Below are 16,946 nucleotides of genomic sequence, written 5' to 3' on the forward strand. Positions count from 1 at the left end.
GGGAACCTCTGCGGGTCAATCATTCAGGGCGTCAAGCCGGGCGCGAACGGATAGCCCGTGCGCTTCAAGGCTTTCGGAAATGGCAAGCGTTTCGGCAGCGGGTCCAATAGCCGACAGTGCCGCCGGGGTCATCCGGGCCAGCGTGGTGCGTTTCAGAAAATCCATCACCGACAGGCCCGAACTGAAGCGGGCCGACCGCGCCGTGGGCAATACATGGTTTGGCCCGCCCACGTAATCACCGATCGCCTCGGGCGTCCATTGACCCAGGAAGATCGCACCCGCATGGATACATTTTTCTGACAGCGCTTCGGGGTCGGCCACGCACAGTTCAAGGTGTTCGGGCGCGATGCGATTGGACAGTGCGGCCGCTTCGTCCAGATCGCGCACGGTGATCACGGCACCAAAATCGCGCCAACTAGCACCAGCAATCTCGCGCCGTTCCAGCGTTTCAAGGCGCGCATCGACTGCCGCGGCCACTTTGCGCCCGAAGGCCTCATCCGTGGTAATCAGCAAGGATTGCGCGCTTTCATCATGTTCGGCTTGGCTCATCAAATCCAGCGCCAGCCAGTCGGGGGCGTTGTCGGCATCCGCAATCACCAGAATCTCGGATGGACCGGCGATCATGTCGATGCCCACCTTGCCGAACACCCGGCGCTTGGCGGCGGCGACAAAAGCGTTGCCCGGCCCTGTGATCTTGTCGACCGGTGCTACCGTTTCGGTCCCATAGGCCAGCGCCGCCACCGCCTGCGCACCGCCGATGCGATAGATTTCATCGACGCCAGCTATACGCGCGGCCAGAAGTACAAGCGGGTTCACGATGCCGTCCGGCGTGGGAACCGTGATGGCAAGGCGCTCCACCCCCGCCACCTTGGCCGGGATTGCGTTCATCAGAACCGAGGAGGGATAGCTTGCCAACCCACCGGGCACGTAAAGCCCTGCCGCACTGACCGCCGACCACCGCCAGCCCAAATCGGCCCCGGCGTCATCCGTCCAGCGTTCGTCCTTTGGCATCTGCCGGACGTGATAGGCGCGGATACGATCTGCCGCCAGTTCCAGCGCCGCGCGGTCCGTGTCCGAGACCTTGGCGCATTCAGCTTCAATCTCCTCAAGGGTAAAGCGCAGCGTATCTGCAGTCAGTTCCAGCCGATCAAATTTCGAGGTCAGCTCGATCACCGCCGCGTCACCACGGGCGCGCACGTCCGCGATAATGCCAGCGACGGTATCATCCACCTCGGGGCTGTCCTCGCGCTTCATGGACAGAACCTCGTTGAAACGCGCCTCAAAATCGGCGTCGGCAGAGTTCAGAAACTGGGGCATGGCTTATTCCGGATGCTCGGGGATGTGCCGCGAGGGCGCGATATAGGGGCGGGTGACGTCTTGCAGGGTGACATCCAGCGCCTCGACCTCAAGCGCGATGGCGCCGTCGCCCGCCAAGATCAGTTCGAGCCGCCCCATGCCATCTTCATGTTCAGTGAACGAGATGGACAAAAGCGACAGGATCATATCCTTATCGCCCTTCTTGATCCCTTGGCTTTGAACTTTCAGAACATCCGACACCGATAGCACTGACTGAATACGTTCGACCGGGCGGGCGCGTTTTTCGGCCTCGGGCGCATCCTCCCACCGGAAACGATTCAGCAGAAGTGCAAAGCGCCGCCGCGTCGCATCCCACGCCATTTCAGAAGCCGGAAAAACCGCATCCTGTGTCAACGCACTGATCACCTGCAAATCATCGGCATCCAGAGCCATCAGGCGCAGAGCCGCTTCGCCACCATCTTCGAATTTCGCATCGCGTTGGGTGTTGGTCATTCTTTGATCCGTTCAATTTTTGCCCCGATCGAGGACAGTTTGCGCACAACCTTCTCATACCCGCGATCAAGGTGATAGACGCGACTGACGACCGTTTCGCCTTCTGCCGCCATACCCGCAAGGATCAGTGACACCGAGGCGCGCAGGTCCGTCGCCATCACCGGCGCGCCCTTAAGTTTTTCGACACCCTTTACCGTGGCGGTGCCGCCCTGAACGTCGATATCCGCGCCCATGCGGGTCAATTCGGGGGCATGCATGAAGCGGTTTTCAAAGATGGTTTCGTGAAGGACAGATGTGCCGTCCGCCGTGCACAGCATCGCCATCATCTGGGCTTGCAGGTCGGTCGGAAAGCCGGGAAAGGGTTCGGTCGTCACATCCACCGCAGAAACACGCCCATTCTTGCGCGCGACCTTGAGGCCACGCGCGGTTTCTTCGACGTGAATGCCAGCCGCGTCCAGCTTTTCAACGAAGCTTTTGACCAAATCAATGCGACCACCCAGACACTCCACCTCGCCGCCCGCGATAGCCGGAGCCAGCATATAAGTGCCGAGCTCGATCCGGTCGGTGACGACAGGGTGTGTCGCGCCATGCATGCGATCAACGCCCTGAATGACAATCTCGGACGTGCCATCGCCTTCAATCTGCGCGCCCATCTTGCGCAGGCAGTCGGCCAGATCGACGATCTCGGGCTCGCGGGCCGCATTGCGGATGACAGTCGTGCCCTTAGCCAGAGTTGCGGCCATCAGGATATTCTCGGTCGCGCCGACAGATGCAAAATCCAGATCAATTTCGGCACCTTTCAGCCCGCCCGACGCTTTGGCGTGAAGATAGCCATCCTTCAGCTCAATTTCGGCACCCAGCTTTTCAAGCCCGAAGATGTGCAGGTCCATCGGCCGCGCACCAATCGCGCAGCCACCGGGCAAAGACACCACCGCATGACCCAGCCGCGCCAGCATCGGCCCCAGCACAAGATTTGACGCCCGCATCTTACGTACAATGTCATAGTCTGCGACGTGGTTATTGATGTCATGCGACGACATCGCCAACACCTGTCCGTCCTGCATCGCCGTCGCCTCGGCCCCAAGAGAGGCGAGTAATTCCGTCATCGTCTTGATATCCGACAGGCGCGGCGCATTGGTCAGTGTCAAAGGCTCCTCCGATAACAACGTTGCCGGCATCAGCGTCAGACACGCGTTCTTCGCCCCCGCAATGGGTATTTCGCCGTGCAGTTCACCACCACCGGTCACAACTATCGAATCCATCTGCCCGCCTTTTCTATTGGTCTTTTTCTGTCTGCGACCGATCGGCCTCGTTATCCGCCCGCGCCCGCGCCTGAGATTTACGCCGCGCCATGTTGGCCTTCAGCGCAGCTTTCAGCCGCTCATCACGATCCGCCCCTTTGTTTCGGGGTTCCTGAGGTGTCTTCTTACGCTTCATGCCCTCTTCTGTAACGCAGGTTGAAAAAAGGGTCCAGAATGCGCTTGCGTCGCCCGCAGATTAAAGCTAATCAGCCGCCCACGACAGGACGCTGCTGTAGCTCAGAGGTAGAGCACTCCCTTGGTAAGGGAGAGGTCGAGAGTTCAATTCTCTCCAGCAGCACCACTTTTTCCTCTTTTAGATCAAGAAGATGCTGCATAATAAGAGGATAACTGGCCTCGGGTGTTACACTGAGGTGCTACACCGTGGTCCTGCAGATGCCCCGTCCGTATAAACGAAAAAGCTCCGGTATCTACTATTTCAGGCAGAAAGTTCCTGCCGATTTGCGCGGAAAACTGGGAGATACCAGTGTAAGCTGCTCTCTCCGCACCCGTGACCCCGAAGAAGCCAAGGTCCGCAATGCTGAGAAGGTGCGCGAACAGGCGATGATATGGGAGGCTCACCGCAAGAAACCTAGCCCATTGCCGATGCAGAAAATTGCTGCACTATGCGGTGTTTTCTATCGTGATTATATGACGATGCTGGAAGTAGAGCCGGGAGAGGCAGAAGTTTGGCATGAAATTCAAAGGCTAAATGCTCAACTAGATGCGTCCGTAGGGAATGCCCCATGCAAGCTCTCAAAGTGGTATGCCCCAACTGTTGATGAGTTGCTCTTGCAGCATACACTTGTTGTAGACGAGCAAAGTCGGGAGCGCCTGTTGACACAAATTCACCAAACGATGCGATTGGCGTCAGAACAGCAACTGAAACACGCACAGGGAGACTACAGCCCCGATCCGAATCTTGATCGCTTTCCAGACGCCTCTGTGCTTCTACAGGACGCCGAACAGGCACCAATTGCCCGCCCAGCGCCGAAATCTCTCAGTGAACAGAATGACGCTGAATCCGTATCCATTTGGAAACCCTTCAAGCTGTGGGAGAAGGACCACCTTGCAGACGGTAAGTCCCTCACGACTGTTGGGGACTATAAAGGCCAGTTGGTTTTTTAAAGTTGGTGTAAGCGGGTTCTATACAGATTTTTTACTACCAAAGAGTGACAGTTGATCGATCAATAAATTTCCAAGCAGCAATACGGAAAGTCGAAGTTAGAAATAAGCCAACACGATCGCGGACTTATTGTAACGTTCTGCCTATGACGCCACAACGAGCTGCTACATCGCACCCGACCCACCGGCTCCACCACTCCCTTCCGTCTTGCCTTACCTCGCCCACCTTTCGATCATTTCCATCTGCGTTCTACAGCGCAATCCTCAACATTCGTTAGAACTGTTGCGCATCCACCAACAGTCAGCAATCTAAAGTTGTATTTTGAAGTCGAACATAGGTTTGCGCTTGCATAAGTAATTGTTCGATGAAAACCTGAGCCATCCAGATGTCGCGACACGCCTCGCGGCAATCTATTATTGCTGGATACAATTTAGGGTTGTGTTTTCTATGGGTGTAACCAAGTATTAACCATGAGCCGGAATCAAGCGATCGACTCGCTGCTAAATGAATTGGGATCAATGGCCCCGGCGGGATATTTCGTCGGGCTTCACATCCGTTTTGCAGCACCTCTCTTGACGTTCCAGACCTACCCTAAATCCTGGGCTGACCATTATACGCGCAACGCTTATGCGCTGCGTGATCCGATGCTGGCTTGGGGGATATCGCGCACCGGCGCCACGCGCTGGAGCGATATCGACTTACCCGATCCGTTCGGCATTCTGAAGGATGCCGCAGCGCATGGGCTGGTCCATGGTCTATGTGTGTCCTGCGGTAAAATCTCGTCACGGACGGTAGCGGGCGTGGCCCGGTCCGACCGGGAATTCACCGATGAAGAGGTCGCCGCAATCAGCGGTGTCGTGCTTCGGCTTCACCATATTGCACAACCCCCTGACACCTTGACGAAAGCCGAGATCGAGGCCCTGCATGTGCTGGCCTCTGGTGAACGGTATGCAAACGGTGCGGTTGTGCTAGGCATTTCGGAAAGCGCGCTGAAGGCGCGGCTGGCTTCTGCCCGCAAGAAGTTATTTGCACGCACCTCGGCCGAGGCCATTCAACGAGCTAAGGACTATCGACTGATCTAACCCCGGCTGTCGCCAGCGCGTGCTTCCTGTTTTTCTTAACCAAACTGGAGGATGTCATGCAGACGACCACACTTTCTTTCGCCAATCTACACAACCATAGCGAGTTATTTGCGAACCTACTTCGCGCTAGACGGCAAAGTTTTATTGTGCAGAACCGTTGGGATCTGCCGGAAGCGATGGGCATGGAGTTCGACCAGTACGACACACCTGCCAGCCGTTGGGTTGCTGTTCACGAGTTCGGGCGCGTGCTCGCAGGCATCCGGCTGACGCCGACGACGGCACGCTGCGGCATCTATACCTATATGATACGCGATGCGCAGCTGGGACTGTTGGATTCGATCCCCTCGGACCTTTTGTATGAAGAAGCACCCGTCGCAGAAAACATCTGGGAAAGCAGCCGCGTTTTCGTGGCGCATGATACGCCCCAGCGTGCGCGGCGGCTGGTTCATGCGCATCTGATTTCGGAAATGACGAAATCCGCCCGCGACCTTGGCGCGACTCAGGTGTTGGGCCTGATCCCAGCCAGTTGGCCGCGATGGTCCAAACGTGTCGGTTTGGACACATCTGCCGCCGGTCGTGTGATGGAGATTGACGGCATCGACAACCAAGTCGTGTCGATTGATCTGTCCGGCAAGCTGCACTAGCGACGTCGGGTCGAGTGCGGGGCATATTTCATTTCTTTTCAATTACTTCGTGGGCGCCATGGTTGCGCCCACGGACGTGATTAACCCGGCGGCGCCCAACCATATCGGCGGCTGCGCTCTTGTGCCTCACCATCGAATGCGCGGAGATACGCCGCGACCTCTTACAAACACGTTTGTTGATCTTATTTATGGTCCAGAGGTGCTAGAGCCTCGTATCAGGACCACACAAAACGAGAGGATGGACCAGATGTTGAAGAAATTTTCCTATGCAGCTGCTGCAGTTGCACTGACCACCACGACCGCTTTGGCAGGCAGCATGGATGCCCCGGTTGAAGAGCCCGTCGTAACCTACGCCGCAGTTCCTGCCGCAACCCCGGACTGGACCGGTGGTTATGTCGGTGGCGAAATCGGTTATGTCGATGTGGGTTCATCGCCAGCAGGCCTTGAAGGCGACGGTCTTCTCGGCGGTCTTGTCGCCGGTTACGACTTTGACATGGGCAACTGGGTTGCCGGTGTTGGCGTCGATTATGACTGGGCCGATGTGGACTTGGGCGGCGGCGTATCACTTGATAGCGTTCTGCGTGTGAAAGCGCGTGGCGGTTACAAAATGGGCAGCGGCCTGCTGTATGCAACTGCCGGTTACGCAAATGCGGACACCAACACGCTGGGTAGCAGCGACGGTTGGGTTGCCGGTGCTGGCTATGAGCATCAGGTCTCCAGCTCGTTCAACGTTGGTATCGAAGCATTGTACCACGAATTTAGCGACTTCAACGGCAGCGGTGTCGACGTTGACGCCACCACCGTTCAACTGCGCGGCACCTATCGGTTCTAATACCGGGTCCTAGCAGTACGTAAGAGCGGCGCGCCAGTTTTGGCGCGCCGTTTTTTTGTGCGACAGATGTCTAAGTATGGAACCCAAAGGTTAGTCCGTCCACTCGAACGGACGTGTAAATTCGCCCAGACAGTGCGACACGGCCTCGCGATCAACATCACCTGTCGCGCGCAAACGCGCGACCAAACCACGCTTCTTGTCGTCGATCACCTCGACCACTTGCGCGGCGTGTCCCGCATCGGCCAAGGCCTTGTTATACACGCGAGTGATCGCAGACTTGCGCAGTTCAGGCTTGAAGACTTTTCCAACAGCGGTCTTGGGCAGTTCGTCCACGATTTCGATATATTTGGGCAGAGCGGCTTTTTCATGAATGTGTTTCTTGGCAAAAGCCATAAGTTCATCATTTGTCACCGCTGCGCCATCCACCAATTCAACATAGGCGCAGGGCAGTTCGCCGGCATAGCTGTCGGGCTGTCCGATTGCACCAACGACTGCGACGGCTTCGTGACCGGCCAGCACCTCTTCGATCTCGGCAGGGTCGATGTTGTGGCCACCGCGGATGATCAGGTCCTTGGCGCGGCCCGTGATCCACAAATAGCCGTCTTCATCCAGCCGCCCCAGATCACCAGTGCGCAAATGGGTGCCATAAGCGAACAGGCCTTGGTTTTTCGCCTCTTCCGTATAAGTCGCGCCGGGCACGACGCCGGGGTTATACACGCAAATCTCGCCCACCTCGTCCACGTCATGTTCTTTCAGCACTTTGCCTGTGTCATCACATGTCAGGATTTTCACATCCGAATAGGGGAACGGCACCCCGACCGACCCGACCTTCTTGGCGCCCAAAGGCGGATTGCAGGAAACAAGGCACGTCGCCTCGGTCAGCCCATAGCCTTCGACAATCGTCACACCCGTCGCGTTGACAAAGCGATTGTAAAGTTCGATCGGCAGAGGGGCGGAGCCGGAAAACGCTGTCTGAAGCGACGAAACATCGGCATCAACGGGCCGTTGCATCAGCGCCGAAAAGGCAGTCGGGACCGAGATCATGAAACTGACCTTATAACGCTCGATCAGTTTCCAGAAATTGTCAAACACCCCGTCACCGCGATAGCCGGCCGGCGTCGGATGAACAAAATGGCTGCCCGCCGACAGGACCGACATCCAGATCACATGGACCGCAAACACGTGAAACAGCGGCAAAGGGCAGATGATCACGTCGTTTTCGTCAAACAGCAGGCTGGATCCCAGCCAGCCGTTATAGATCATGCCGGAATATTTGTGCTGCGCCACTTTCGGCGTGCCGGTCGTACCGCCCGTATGGAAGTAAGCCGCCACGCGATCTTTATCGCCGTCGGCAAAATCCAGTGTCGTGTTCTGGCGTGACATCTCGGCCACGAAATCCAGCACTTTCGCCTTGTGCGTCACCGGGTTTTTCGGACGCAACAACGGTACCAGCCATTTCTTGGGCGGAGTCAGGTAACGGTTCAGGTCTACCTCAAGCACCGTATGCACGTCAGGCGCCATGGCGACAGCCTTGTCCGCAAGCTGTGCCACCTCGGCCTTGGGAAAGGACTTCAGCGTAACCAAAACCTTGGCTCCGGTGTCACGCAAAATGCCCGCGACCTGTTCAGCATCCAGAAGCGGGTTGATCGGGTTCACGATCCCCGAGATGGAGCCACCCATCATGACATAGAGCGCTTCGTTGCAGTTGGGCAGAAGATAGGCAACCGTGTCCTTTTCTCCGATCCCCAGCGACCGAAACAGGTTGGCGGTCTGGCAGGTCCGTTCCAGCATCTCCTGCCAGGTGACGGTCTCTTTGTGGTCAGTCGGACCCGAGGTCAACTGATAAGAAGCCGCCGGGCGCTGTGGAAACGCTTTCGCCGTCCGTTCCAGTAATTCGTAAAGCGTGGTCGCCTTGTCACGCTCATCCCACGGCATCTCGGATTCAATCGCGTTGCGGTCATCCATCGAGCCAAAATCATACATTCTGTATCCTCCCCTTCACCCGTCCCGGCGGGTGGTCATTTGAACACAAGAATGATCGGAAACCCCCTACCCTGCAAGTGTGACGTGACGTGGCTGCCCAAGCTGACGCAACGAGAGTGCTGCGCGCATGTGCAGGCATGCAACCCGCTGCCCGGTCAGGCCATGCCCTCGGTGAACTGCAACCGCGCTAGACGTGCATATAGCCCGTCTTGCGCCACCAGTTCATCATGGGTGCCTTGGGCAACGATGCGGCCTTCGTCGAACACCACGATCCTGTCGGCCTTTTTCACGGTCGCCAGACGGTGCGCGACGATCAGTGTCGTGCGGCCCTGCGCGAGTTCGTCCACCGCATGCTGCACCAGACGTTCGCTTTCGGCATCCAGTGCTGATGTGGCCTCGTCCAGCAACAGGATCGGGGCGTCGCGCAGGATCGCGCGTGCAATCGCGATACGCTGCTTTTGCCCGCCTGACAGCATCACGCCCCGTTCACCAACGTATGTGTCATAGCCTTCGGGCAGTTTTGCGAGGAATTCGTGCGCAGCAGCGGCGCGGGCAGCGGCCTCGACCTCGGCATCGGTGGCATCGGGACGCCCGAAACGGATATTTTCAAGGGCCGAGGCCGCAAAGATCACCGCATCCTGCGGCACCAAGGCGACATATTGGCGGAAATCATCGCGCCGCATATCGCGCAGGTCGATACCATCCAGCTTCACCGCCCCTGACTCAGGGTCATAAAAACGCTGGATCAGTTGGATGATGGTCGACTTGCCCGCACCCGATGGCCCCACCAGCGCCACGGTTTCGCCGGGCGCGACCTGAAGGCTGACATCTTCCAGCGCGGCCAGATTAGGGCGTGCGGGGTAATGGAAAGTCACATCCTCAAACGCGATGGACCCTTGCGGGCGCTTAGTGATCGCGATGGGGTTGATCGGGTCTTTGACCATATCTTCGGCGTTCAACAGTTCAACCAGACGTTCGGTGGCACCGGCGGCGCGTTGCAGCTCGCTCCAGATTTCCGACAGGGCGCCGACGGCACCGGCGACCATTACGGCGTAGATCACGAATTGCACCAGCGCGCCGATGGTCACGTTGCCTTCGGTCACGTCGCGCATCCCGATCCACAGCACGCCAACCACACCCGAAAAGATCAGCGAAATGACGATCACTGTCATCACCGCCCGCGTCAGAATACGCCGTTTGGCGGACAGGAAGCTTTCTTCGGTCAGGTCGGAAAACGCCACGCGGCTCAGGTCTTCGTGGGTAAAGGCCTGGACTGTCTGAACGGACAAAAGCGCCTCGGACGCGTTGCCCGAGCTTTTGGCAATCCATTCCTGGTTCTCGCGCCCCAATACACGCAAACGCCGCCCCAGCACGATGATCGGTACGATCACCAGTGGCACGATCAACAAGACCAGCCCCGTTAACTTCGCCGAGGTTAAAAGCATCAGGATCATGCCGCCAAGGAAGATGAACACGTTGCGCAGCGCGACGGACACGGAAGACCCAATAACCGACAGGATCAGCGTGGTGTCGGTGGTGATGCGGCTTAGCACCTCGCCCGTCATGATTTTCTCGTAGAAGGCGGGACTCATACCGACCACGCGATCAAAGACGGCCTTGCGGATGTCAGCGACAATCCGTTCTCCCAGCCGTGTGACAAGATAATACCGCAGCCCCGTGCCCAACGCGAGAAGCGCAGCAACCAGAAGCGCGGCAAGGAAGTACTTGTCCAGAAGCTGGCTTGTTGCGGCGCCGAACCCATCCACGACCCGCCGCACAGCAATGGGCAGGATCAGGGAGATACCCGCAGTGAACAACAGCGCACCGAAAGCTGCCAGTATCCACAGCTTATAGGGGGTCATAAACGGCCACAGTCCGGCCAAGGCGCCGATGCGTTTCGATTTCTCGCGTTCGTTCATTTCGACGCTCGAGGCGCTCGCTTCTCTTGCCATATGACCTGCTCCTTTCGGGGACAGATAGCCGGGCGCGGCGTGGCGCACAAGCGGCTCTGTGGCGAACGGTTGTCGCAGGGTGGCAGGCTTGCAGGCGTCAGGCCTTTCACATGACACCCGATCAAGGTATCATTTGCTTGTTTGCAACCGGCTGAAAGGAACCGCCAGATGTCATATGCAAAGCGCACGTGTGTCTTGATTGGCCTGGCGTGTGTGTTGGGATTGGCCGCCTGTGCGACACCGCAACAACGCTGCGTTGCTCAGGCCACAGCGGATGTGCGCAGCCTACAAGCCCAGATCAAAACAACAGAAGCGACCATCGCGCGCGGCTATGCACTGCACCGACAGTCGGTGCCTTACACGCGCACGCGTATTTGTCACAATAAAGAAGGGCTTGCCTTCCCCTGTCACCGCACTGGGTTTCACCGCATCGAAACCCCAGTAACCGTCGACATCGACAACGAAAAAGCCAAACTGGCGCAAATGAAGGCCAAGCTTGCCAAGGTGCTGCCCAAAGCCCTGGCTGCAGCGAAACAGTGCCGCAAGACTTATCCTGAATGACGCGGGTCGCCATCGTTCTGGGGGCGGCGGTGCGCCCCGATGGCACCGCGTCGGCTGCGCTTTGGCGCAGAGCCACCAAAGCGGCCGATCTATACCACGCCGGGCAAGTCGAGCTGATCATCGCGTCCGGCGGCGTGCCCCGCGCCGGATGCAGCGAGGCCGCATTGATCGCTCGCATCTGCACCGACGCCGGTGTGCCAGAATCTCAGATCCTGATCGAGGACCGGTCCCAGAACACTTTAGAAAATATCAGAAACTCTTATCGGCTCTTGCCGCCTGACCCCAGGATCACGCTGATCACGGACCGCTATCACACCCTGCGCGCCCGTTGGATGGCGCAAGAGTTCGGACTTAGCACAAACAGCGTCTCGCCCCGATTGCCCGCCGCCGCTGCCCCGCGGGTGATCCGGGGATATATCCGGGAAGCCGTGGCGCTGACAGTCTATGCCACACGCCGTGCGCAGCGCGCTATTTTGCGGCCGTCACGTTGATTGCGGTGCCAGTATTGCCGCGCCCATAAATGCGCACGTACACCAACCCACGACCTTCCATCAACCGCTTGGCTGCTGTCGCATCAATCGAGCCGTTCTTGGCCATACGCTCCATGTTCTTGCGGTTTTTGATCGTGCCGAAGAAAGGGTCAAACTCGTCCCCCGGTTGGCTGATCCCGTAGCGATGGAAATTGGCGCGGTCCTGACGCAGAACTTGCCACGGCTGGGTCAGCCGCGCGCCCGTCTGGTCCACCAGATCCGGCTGCCCGATATAGGCCGTGTAGGACCCGATCAAATCCTGCGCCTGCGCCCCCACTGCGAAGACCGACGACAACACCAGCCCAGCAATCAAAGTCGTGGCGGCTGTGCGAACAGGTCGTTTTTGGGTCTTGCGCGACATCACATGCCTTTCGATCATTGGTAGTAACTGGGGACCGTCAGGTGTTGGGTCAATGGCGCATGGGGAAGGGCCGCCCGTTTTGACCGCCCTGTGCGACTTTGGCGCGACACATTGGCCGCGCCAACCGTTCTGTTGGTATGACGCTTACTTACCTGCCGCGACGGTCAGGCCAAGCATCCGCCAAGCGTGCATTCCGCCGCGATAATAGTGGATTTTCTCAGCCGGAAACCCCGCTTCGATCATCCGCCGCGCAGCGGTGGGCGATTGACCGCACCAGTTGCCGTTGCAGAACAGCGCGACGGGCTTGGCATCTTCACACGCGAACCCATCGAAATCAATCTCGCACCCCAACTCGTCCAGACGGTCGGGCGCCTCGTTATACGGGATCGAGATTGCACCAGGAATGGTGCCGCCGGCATGGTCTTGCGGTATGCGACTGTCGACGACAATCACATCGGGGTCTTGCAACATATCAAGCAACTCCAGCTCTCCGATCGTTGTGACACCAGGGGCAGGTGTCATCGGCTGAATGCAGAAACTTGGACAGGGGCGCGAGGTCAGCGCCCAGTCCCCCGTCAATGCGTTCTGCGGATCGGGGTTGCGCGAGATCTCGACCGGCCCACTGTGGGTGTCGACGGTCACGGATGCAATATCGGGGCGGATGTTCACCCCTTCGGCGAAGACCGGGCCAGCCAGCATCAAAGCGGCCACAAAAGACAAGACGGGTTTCATGGGCATCTCCTATATCCGGGTATCAATCAAATGTTTCGAACACATCATACATGACCGGTTCGAAGTTTTTGCAAAGACTTGCGATCTTGCGATTGCGCTCGCGCATTTCATCAGTACGCAACATGGCCTGGAAATCTTCGCGCCGCTTCCACTGGGAATAATTCGCGATCCGCGTTTGTGCGTCGTTGACATGCAGGCCAGCCGCGACAAAGCCCGGCTGCTTTGAGATGAACTGGTTATAGGCGTCAGACAATGCGTCCAGCAGGTCCTGACAGGTGCCGGGCGTCATCTCGAACGTGGTGATAACGGTTTGATAATCTGGGGCTTTGCTGATGGTTGGCATGGCTTCCTCCTGTTATGAGAGGAAGCCTAATACCTTTCGCACGACAGATGAACCTAGGATTTGGGTGTAGGCGCAAATAGTGCACACCAATCCGGGGTCAGTCGAAGTCGAAAATCTCGGACAGGATCGACTTGCGCTTACGCTTCTTGTAACGCCGCCCGTGGCGATAATCATCATCGTCATCGTCGTCCCGATAGCGACCGCGATCCGGGCGGTCACGATAGCGATCGTCTGACCGGCGGGTATCGCGATCAGGGCGCGGTTCGCGCGCAACGATGGGGTCGGGCATGGGCGGCGGTGGGGCGACCGGGTCAGGGTCGGGCAACACGACCGCAGGCGTCGCTTTCTCGATAATCTTGTCCAGCTCGCCACGATCCAGCCAAACGCCCCGACATTTGGGGCAATAGTCGATCTCGACCCCCTGGCGATCGGCCATCTTCAGTTCGGTTCCGTCGATCGGGCATTTCATGGGCTGGATCCTCCTTATTTGCCTTAATTTGATGTAGGCACGAAAAAGCGGGCCACAAGGACCCGCTTTGGCAACATCTGTATGATCGGCGGATTACCGCGAAACGTGCACGGCACAGGGCGCATGGCGCACCACACGCGCGGCGGTCGATCCCAAGAAGAAATCCGTCAAACCCGGCCGGTGCGAGGCAACAACGATGCAATCAATCCCATGCTGGCGGGCATAATCCACAATGGCGTGACCCGCGTGGCCCGACACAACATTGACCGCAATCATGTCATCGCCGGCCAATTCCTGCTTCATGCGCTGTTCTAGCTCTTGCACGTTTTCTTCCAATTGTCCTTCAGGCAGATACTGCGCAACATAGGCGGGCACCTCCTCCATCACATGAAGGGCTGTGATCTTGGCACCGTCTTCGGCAATCGCTCGGGCGATGCTCAACGCTTCCTTTGTGTCGCGCTCGTGATCCAGCGCAATCGGCACGAGGACATTGTGATACATCTCGATGCTCCTTTATCCATGTGATTTCGGTATTGTTTTCTGCTTACACCACGATCCTGACCGGAACCATGACGCAGGTCAAACGAATCTGATCAGGCGGGGTGCCGCAGAACGGACCGGTCTTTCTTGACAGGATCAAGCAAGGGGTCTATTTCCGCCCCAACTCCGGGAGTCGCAAAGCTTCCGGTCCCATGGCTTTTGCCGGGATCGCCCCCTGTCAGCGCGTCGCGCCCACAGGGGCATCACTGGTTTGAGGTTTGGATTTGCGCAGCCCCGCCCCTATTTAGGGGTAAATGAAACGGCAAAGGAGCCGAATTATGTTCGAGAGCCTGTCAGACCGCCTGTCCGGTGTCTTTGACCGCCTGACGAAACAGGGTGCGCTGTCCGAGGATGACGTGAAAACCGCGCTGCGCGAAGTGCGTGTGGCATTGCTTGAGGCTGACGTCTCGCTGCCCGTTGCCCGCGATTTCGTCAAGAAAGTGCAGGAACAGGCCACCGGTCAGGCTGTCACCAAATCCGTGACCCCCGGCCAGCAGGTCGTGAAGATGGTTCACGATGCATTGGTTGAGGTTCTGACCGGCGAAGGCGAACCCGGTGCGCTGAAGATTGACAACCCGCCTGCCCCGATCCTGATGGTCGGTCTGCAAGGTGGTGGTAAGACAACGACGACGGCCAAGCTGGCCAAACGTTTGAAAGAAAAAGACGGCAAGCGCGTGCTGATGGCCTCGCTTGATATTTATCGCCCGGCCGCGATGGATCAGCTGGCCGTTCTGGGCACGCAGGTCGGCGTGGACACTCTGCCCATCGTGCCCGGCCAGAAACCCGTCGACATCGCCAAACGCGCAAAGCAGCAGGCGACGATGGGCGGCTATGACGTCTATATGCTGGACACAGCAGGCCGTTTGCACATCGACGAAGTGCTGATGGGCGAGATGGAGCAGGTCTCGGCTGTTGTGAACCCGCGCGAAACACTGCTGGTGGTCGACGGCCTGACCGGTCAGGTCGCAGTCGAGGTTGCACAGGAATTTGACGACAAAGTTGGCATTTCGGGCGTGGTTCTGACCCGGATGGATGGCGACGGACGCGGTGGTGCTGCACTTTCGATGCGCGCTGTCACCGGCAAGCCGATCAAATATGTCGGCCTTGGCGAAAAGATGGACGCGCTTGAAACGTTCGAACCTGAGCGGATCGCGGGCCGTATCCTTGGCATGGGCGACATCGTTTCGCTGGTCGAAAAAGCGCAGGAAACCATCGAGGCCGAACAGGCCGAACGCATGATGAAGCGCTTCCAAAAGGGTCAGTTCAACATGAACGACCTGAAGATGCAGCTGGAACAGATGATCAAGATGGGCGGTATGCAAGGGATCATGGGGATGATGCCGGGCATGAACAAGATGGCCAAACAGGCCGAATCCGCTGGCATGGATGACAAGGTGTTGAAACAGCAGATTGCCCTGATCCAGTCGATGACCAAGCGCGAACGCGCCAACCCGCAAATCCTGCAAGCGAGCCGCAAGAAACGCATTGCCAAAGGCGCCGGCATGGAAGTGTCCGAGTTGAACAAGCTTCTGAAAATGCAACGCCAGATGGGCGACATGATGAAGAAGATGGGCAAGATGGGCAAAGGCAAGATGCTGAAACAAGCCATGTCGGGCATGTTTGGCAAAGGCGGCGGAATGCCCGACATGGGCGGCATGGACCCATCGTCGATGGACCCGAAGGCACTGGAAGCGGCGGCCAAACAACTTGGCGCCAAGGGCGGCCTGCCCGGTCTGGGTGGCGGCGGATTGCCTCCCGGCCTGTCGGGCTTTGGAAAGAAGAAGTAAGCCCGTGACTGTCACCATCGAAACCCCGCGCCTTAAGCTGCGCCAGCCCGAGATGGGCGACTGGGAGGCCTTCGCCGCCTTCCTCGGGTCCGATCGTGCGCAGTTCATTGGTGGCCCCTATGCCCGCCGCGATGCTTGGCGCGCCTTTGCGCACATGGTGGGTCACTGGACCCTTCGCGGCTTTGGCATTTTTGTCGGCATCGAGAAAGCTTCGGGCAAACCCTTCTGCTCTGCTGGACCGTGGTTTCCCAAAGGCTGGCCCGAGCACGAAATCTCGTGGTCCGTCTGGACCGCCGATGCCGAAGGCAAAGGTTTTGCCTATGAGGCAGCACTTGCGACCCGCGACTGGGCATACACCCAACTTGGTTGGCCCACAGCTGTATCGTATGTCGACACGGACAACATGCGCTCCGCCGCGCTGGCGGAGCGCATGGGCTGCGTGATCGACCCAAACGCCGCGCGTTTCGCCGATGACAAGACCGTGGATTATGACAGACCCTATCACGTCTGGCGCCACCCCGCGCCCGACAGCGATGGCAGCCCGGAGGCATACGCATGACAGACGCAGTTACCTGCACCGATGAACTGTTGAAAGATCATCGCCAGTCAATCGACCGGCTGGATGCGATCCTCGTCTATACGCTGGGTGAACGTTTCAAGCACACGCAAGCCGTGGGTAAATTGAAAGCCGAACACGACCTGCCACCGTCGGACCCCGCCCGCGAAGCCAAACAGATCGAACGTCTGGAAGACCTGGCGCGCCGCGCTGATCTGGACCCCGAATTCGCCAAGAAATTCCTGAACTTCGTCATCGACGAGGTCATCAGGCATCACAAGAAACACCAGGAATGATTGGGGCCATGCCCCGCTCAAATAGCTAGCAAAAAGGAAAACTCT

20 protein-coding genes and 1 tRNA gene are annotated in these 16,946 nt (G+C 58.2%); 10 read left to right on the forward strand and 11 right to left on the reverse strand.

The genetic code is table 11. From position 1 onward, the window contains the following. Window positions 1–15: 15 nt before the first annotated feature. From hisD to MN186_RS11570, 4 genes are read right to left on the reverse strand one after another with little or no spacing between them, the layout of a single operon-like run. Window positions 16–1,317, reverse strand: a complete 1,302-nt coding sequence (gene hisD / locus MN186_RS11555; protein ID WP_242114521.1) for a histidinol dehydrogenase — start codon at window positions 1,315–1,317, stop codon at window positions 16–18. A 3-nt stretch (window positions 1,318–1,320) separates the two neighbouring features. After that, window positions 1,321–1,809, reverse strand: a complete 489-nt coding sequence (locus MN186_RS11560) for a DUF2948 family protein (RefSeq protein ID WP_242114522.1) — start codon at window positions 1,807–1,809, stop codon at window positions 1,321–1,323. Next, window positions 1,806–3,071 carry a UDP-N-acetylglucosamine 1-carboxyvinyltransferase gene (murA, locus tag MN186_RS11565; RefSeq protein ID WP_242114523.1) on the reverse strand — a complete coding sequence of 422 codons (1,266 nt, stop codon included), beginning with the start codon at window positions 3,069–3,071 and terminating at the stop codon, window positions 1,806–1,808. The genes MN186_RS11560 and murA overlap by 4 nt, the downstream gene beginning before the upstream one ends. 13 nt (window positions 3,072–3,084) lie before the next feature. Continuing rightward, window positions 3,085–3,246, reverse strand: coding sequence for a hypothetical protein (locus MN186_RS11570; protein ID WP_242114524.1), 162 nt, complete (start codon window positions 3,244–3,246; stop codon window positions 3,085–3,087). Between the two features lie 90 nt (window positions 3,247–3,336). Here MN186_RS11570 and MN186_RS11575 point away from each other — a divergent pair. The 5 genes from MN186_RS11575 to MN186_RS11595 all read left to right on the forward strand — a co-directional run bounded on the left by MN186_RS11575 (window position 3,337) and on the right by MN186_RS11595 (window position 6,791). After that, window positions 3,337–3,411: transfer RNA gene (locus tag MN186_RS11575), tRNA-Thr, on the forward strand. Window positions 3,412–3,491: 80 nt separating this feature from the next. Then, on the forward strand, window positions 3,492–4,235 hold the full coding sequence (locus MN186_RS11580) for a DUF6538 domain-containing protein (RefSeq protein WP_242114525.1): 744 nt from the start codon (window positions 3,492–3,494) through the stop codon (window positions 4,233–4,235). A 468-nt stretch (window positions 4,236–4,703) separates the two neighbouring features. Next, window positions 4,704–5,315 carry an autoinducer binding domain-containing protein gene (locus MN186_RS11585; protein WP_242114526.1) on the forward strand — a complete coding sequence of 204 codons (612 nt, stop codon included), beginning with the start codon at window positions 4,704–4,706 and terminating at the stop codon, window positions 5,313–5,315. Between the two features lie 56 nt (window positions 5,316–5,371). Continuing rightward, the gene (locus tag MN186_RS11590) at window positions 5,372–5,959 is read left to right on the forward strand and encodes an acyl-homoserine-lactone synthase (protein ID WP_242114527.1); all 588 of its coding nucleotides are present in this window, start codon (window positions 5,372–5,374) and stop codon (window positions 5,957–5,959) included. A gap of 247 nt (window positions 5,960–6,206) precedes the next feature. After that, window positions 6,207–6,791: an outer membrane protein gene (locus MN186_RS11595; RefSeq protein WP_242114528.1), complete on the forward strand. Its 585-nt coding sequence runs from the start codon at window positions 6,207–6,209 to the stop codon at window positions 6,789–6,791. A gap of 90 nt (window positions 6,792–6,881) precedes the next feature. Here MN186_RS11595 and MN186_RS11600 read toward each other — a convergent pair whose 3' ends face one another. Continuing rightward, window positions 6,882–8,774, reverse strand: a complete 1,893-nt coding sequence (locus tag MN186_RS11600; RefSeq protein WP_242114529.1) for an acyl-CoA synthetase — start codon at window positions 8,772–8,774, stop codon at window positions 6,882–6,884. Window positions 8,775–8,929: 155 nt separating this feature from the next. Continuing rightward, window positions 8,930–10,726: an ABC transporter transmembrane domain-containing protein gene (locus MN186_RS11605; RefSeq protein ID WP_242114530.1), complete on the reverse strand. Its 1,797-nt coding sequence runs from the start codon at window positions 10,724–10,726 to the stop codon at window positions 8,930–8,932. Between the two features lie 216 nt (window positions 10,727–10,942). Between MN186_RS11605 and MN186_RS11610 the strand changes: the two genes are divergently transcribed. Both MN186_RS11610 and MN186_RS11615 read left to right on the forward strand, forming a co-directional pair. Further along, a complete protein-coding gene (locus MN186_RS11610) occupies window positions 10,943–11,287 on the forward strand; it encodes a hypothetical protein (RefSeq protein ID WP_242114531.1) in 345 nt (114 codons plus the stop codon). Continuing rightward, window positions 11,284–11,778 (forward strand): YdcF family protein, encoded by a 495-nt coding sequence (locus MN186_RS11615; RefSeq protein ID WP_242114532.1) that lies wholly within the window; start codon window positions 11,284–11,286, stop codon window positions 11,776–11,778. Before MN186_RS11610 ends, MN186_RS11615 begins: the two co-directional genes overlap by 4 nt. On the opposite strand, the gene MN186_RS11620 is transcribed toward MN186_RS11615, so the two are convergent. From MN186_RS11620 to MN186_RS11640, 5 genes are all read right to left on the reverse strand, one after another. After that, complete coding sequence (locus MN186_RS11620) at window positions 11,756–12,196, reverse strand: hypothetical protein (RefSeq protein WP_242114533.1); 441 nt, start codon at window positions 12,194–12,196, stop codon at window positions 11,756–11,758. The two genes, MN186_RS11615 and MN186_RS11620, sit on opposite strands and share 23 nt — an antisense overlap. A 126-nt stretch (window positions 12,197–12,322) precedes the next feature. After that, window positions 12,323–12,910: a rhodanese-like domain-containing protein gene (locus MN186_RS11625; protein ID WP_242114534.1), complete on the reverse strand. Its 588-nt coding sequence runs from the start codon at window positions 12,908–12,910 to the stop codon at window positions 12,323–12,325. A 22-nt stretch (window positions 12,911–12,932) separates the two neighbouring features. Next, entirely contained in the window at window positions 12,933–13,253 is a 321-nt protein-coding gene (locus MN186_RS11630; RefSeq protein WP_242114535.1) for an antibiotic biosynthesis monooxygenase family protein, read from the reverse strand. Between the two features lie 97 nt (window positions 13,254–13,350). Beyond that, window positions 13,351–13,722, reverse strand: a complete 372-nt coding sequence (locus tag MN186_RS11635) for a TFIIB-type zinc ribbon-containing protein (protein WP_242114536.1) — start codon at window positions 13,720–13,722, stop codon at window positions 13,351–13,353. Window positions 13,723–13,815: 93 nt separating this feature from the next. Further along, window positions 13,816–14,223 (reverse strand): universal stress protein, encoded by a 408-nt coding sequence (locus tag MN186_RS11640; protein ID WP_242114537.1) that lies wholly within the window; start codon window positions 14,221–14,223, stop codon window positions 13,816–13,818. Between the two features lie 317 nt (window positions 14,224–14,540). Here MN186_RS11640 and ffh point away from each other — a divergent pair, with 317 nt between their 5' ends. From ffh to MN186_RS11655, 3 genes are read left to right on the forward strand one after another with little or no spacing between them, the layout of a single operon-like run. Next, window positions 14,541–16,049 carry a signal recognition particle protein gene (gene ffh / locus MN186_RS11645; RefSeq protein ID WP_242114538.1) on the forward strand — a complete coding sequence of 503 codons (1,509 nt, stop codon included), beginning with the start codon at window positions 14,541–14,543 and terminating at the stop codon, window positions 16,047–16,049. 4 nt (window positions 16,050–16,053) lie between these two features. Next, window positions 16,054–16,608, forward strand: a complete 555-nt coding sequence (locus MN186_RS11650) for a GNAT family N-acetyltransferase (protein ID WP_242114539.1) — start codon at window positions 16,054–16,056, stop codon at window positions 16,606–16,608. Next, complete coding sequence (locus MN186_RS11655; RefSeq protein ID WP_242114540.1) at window positions 16,605–16,901, forward strand: chorismate mutase; 297 nt, start codon at window positions 16,605–16,607, stop codon at window positions 16,899–16,901. Before MN186_RS11650 ends, MN186_RS11655 begins: the two co-directional genes overlap by 4 nt. The last annotated feature ends 45 nt before the right edge of the window (window positions 16,902–16,946 follow it).

It is taken from the genome of Aliiroseovarius sediminis, assembly GCF_022678485.1.
Taxonomy (GTDB): domain Bacteria; phylum Pseudomonadota; class Alphaproteobacteria; order Rhodobacterales; family Rhodobacteraceae; genus Aliiroseovarius; species Aliiroseovarius sediminis.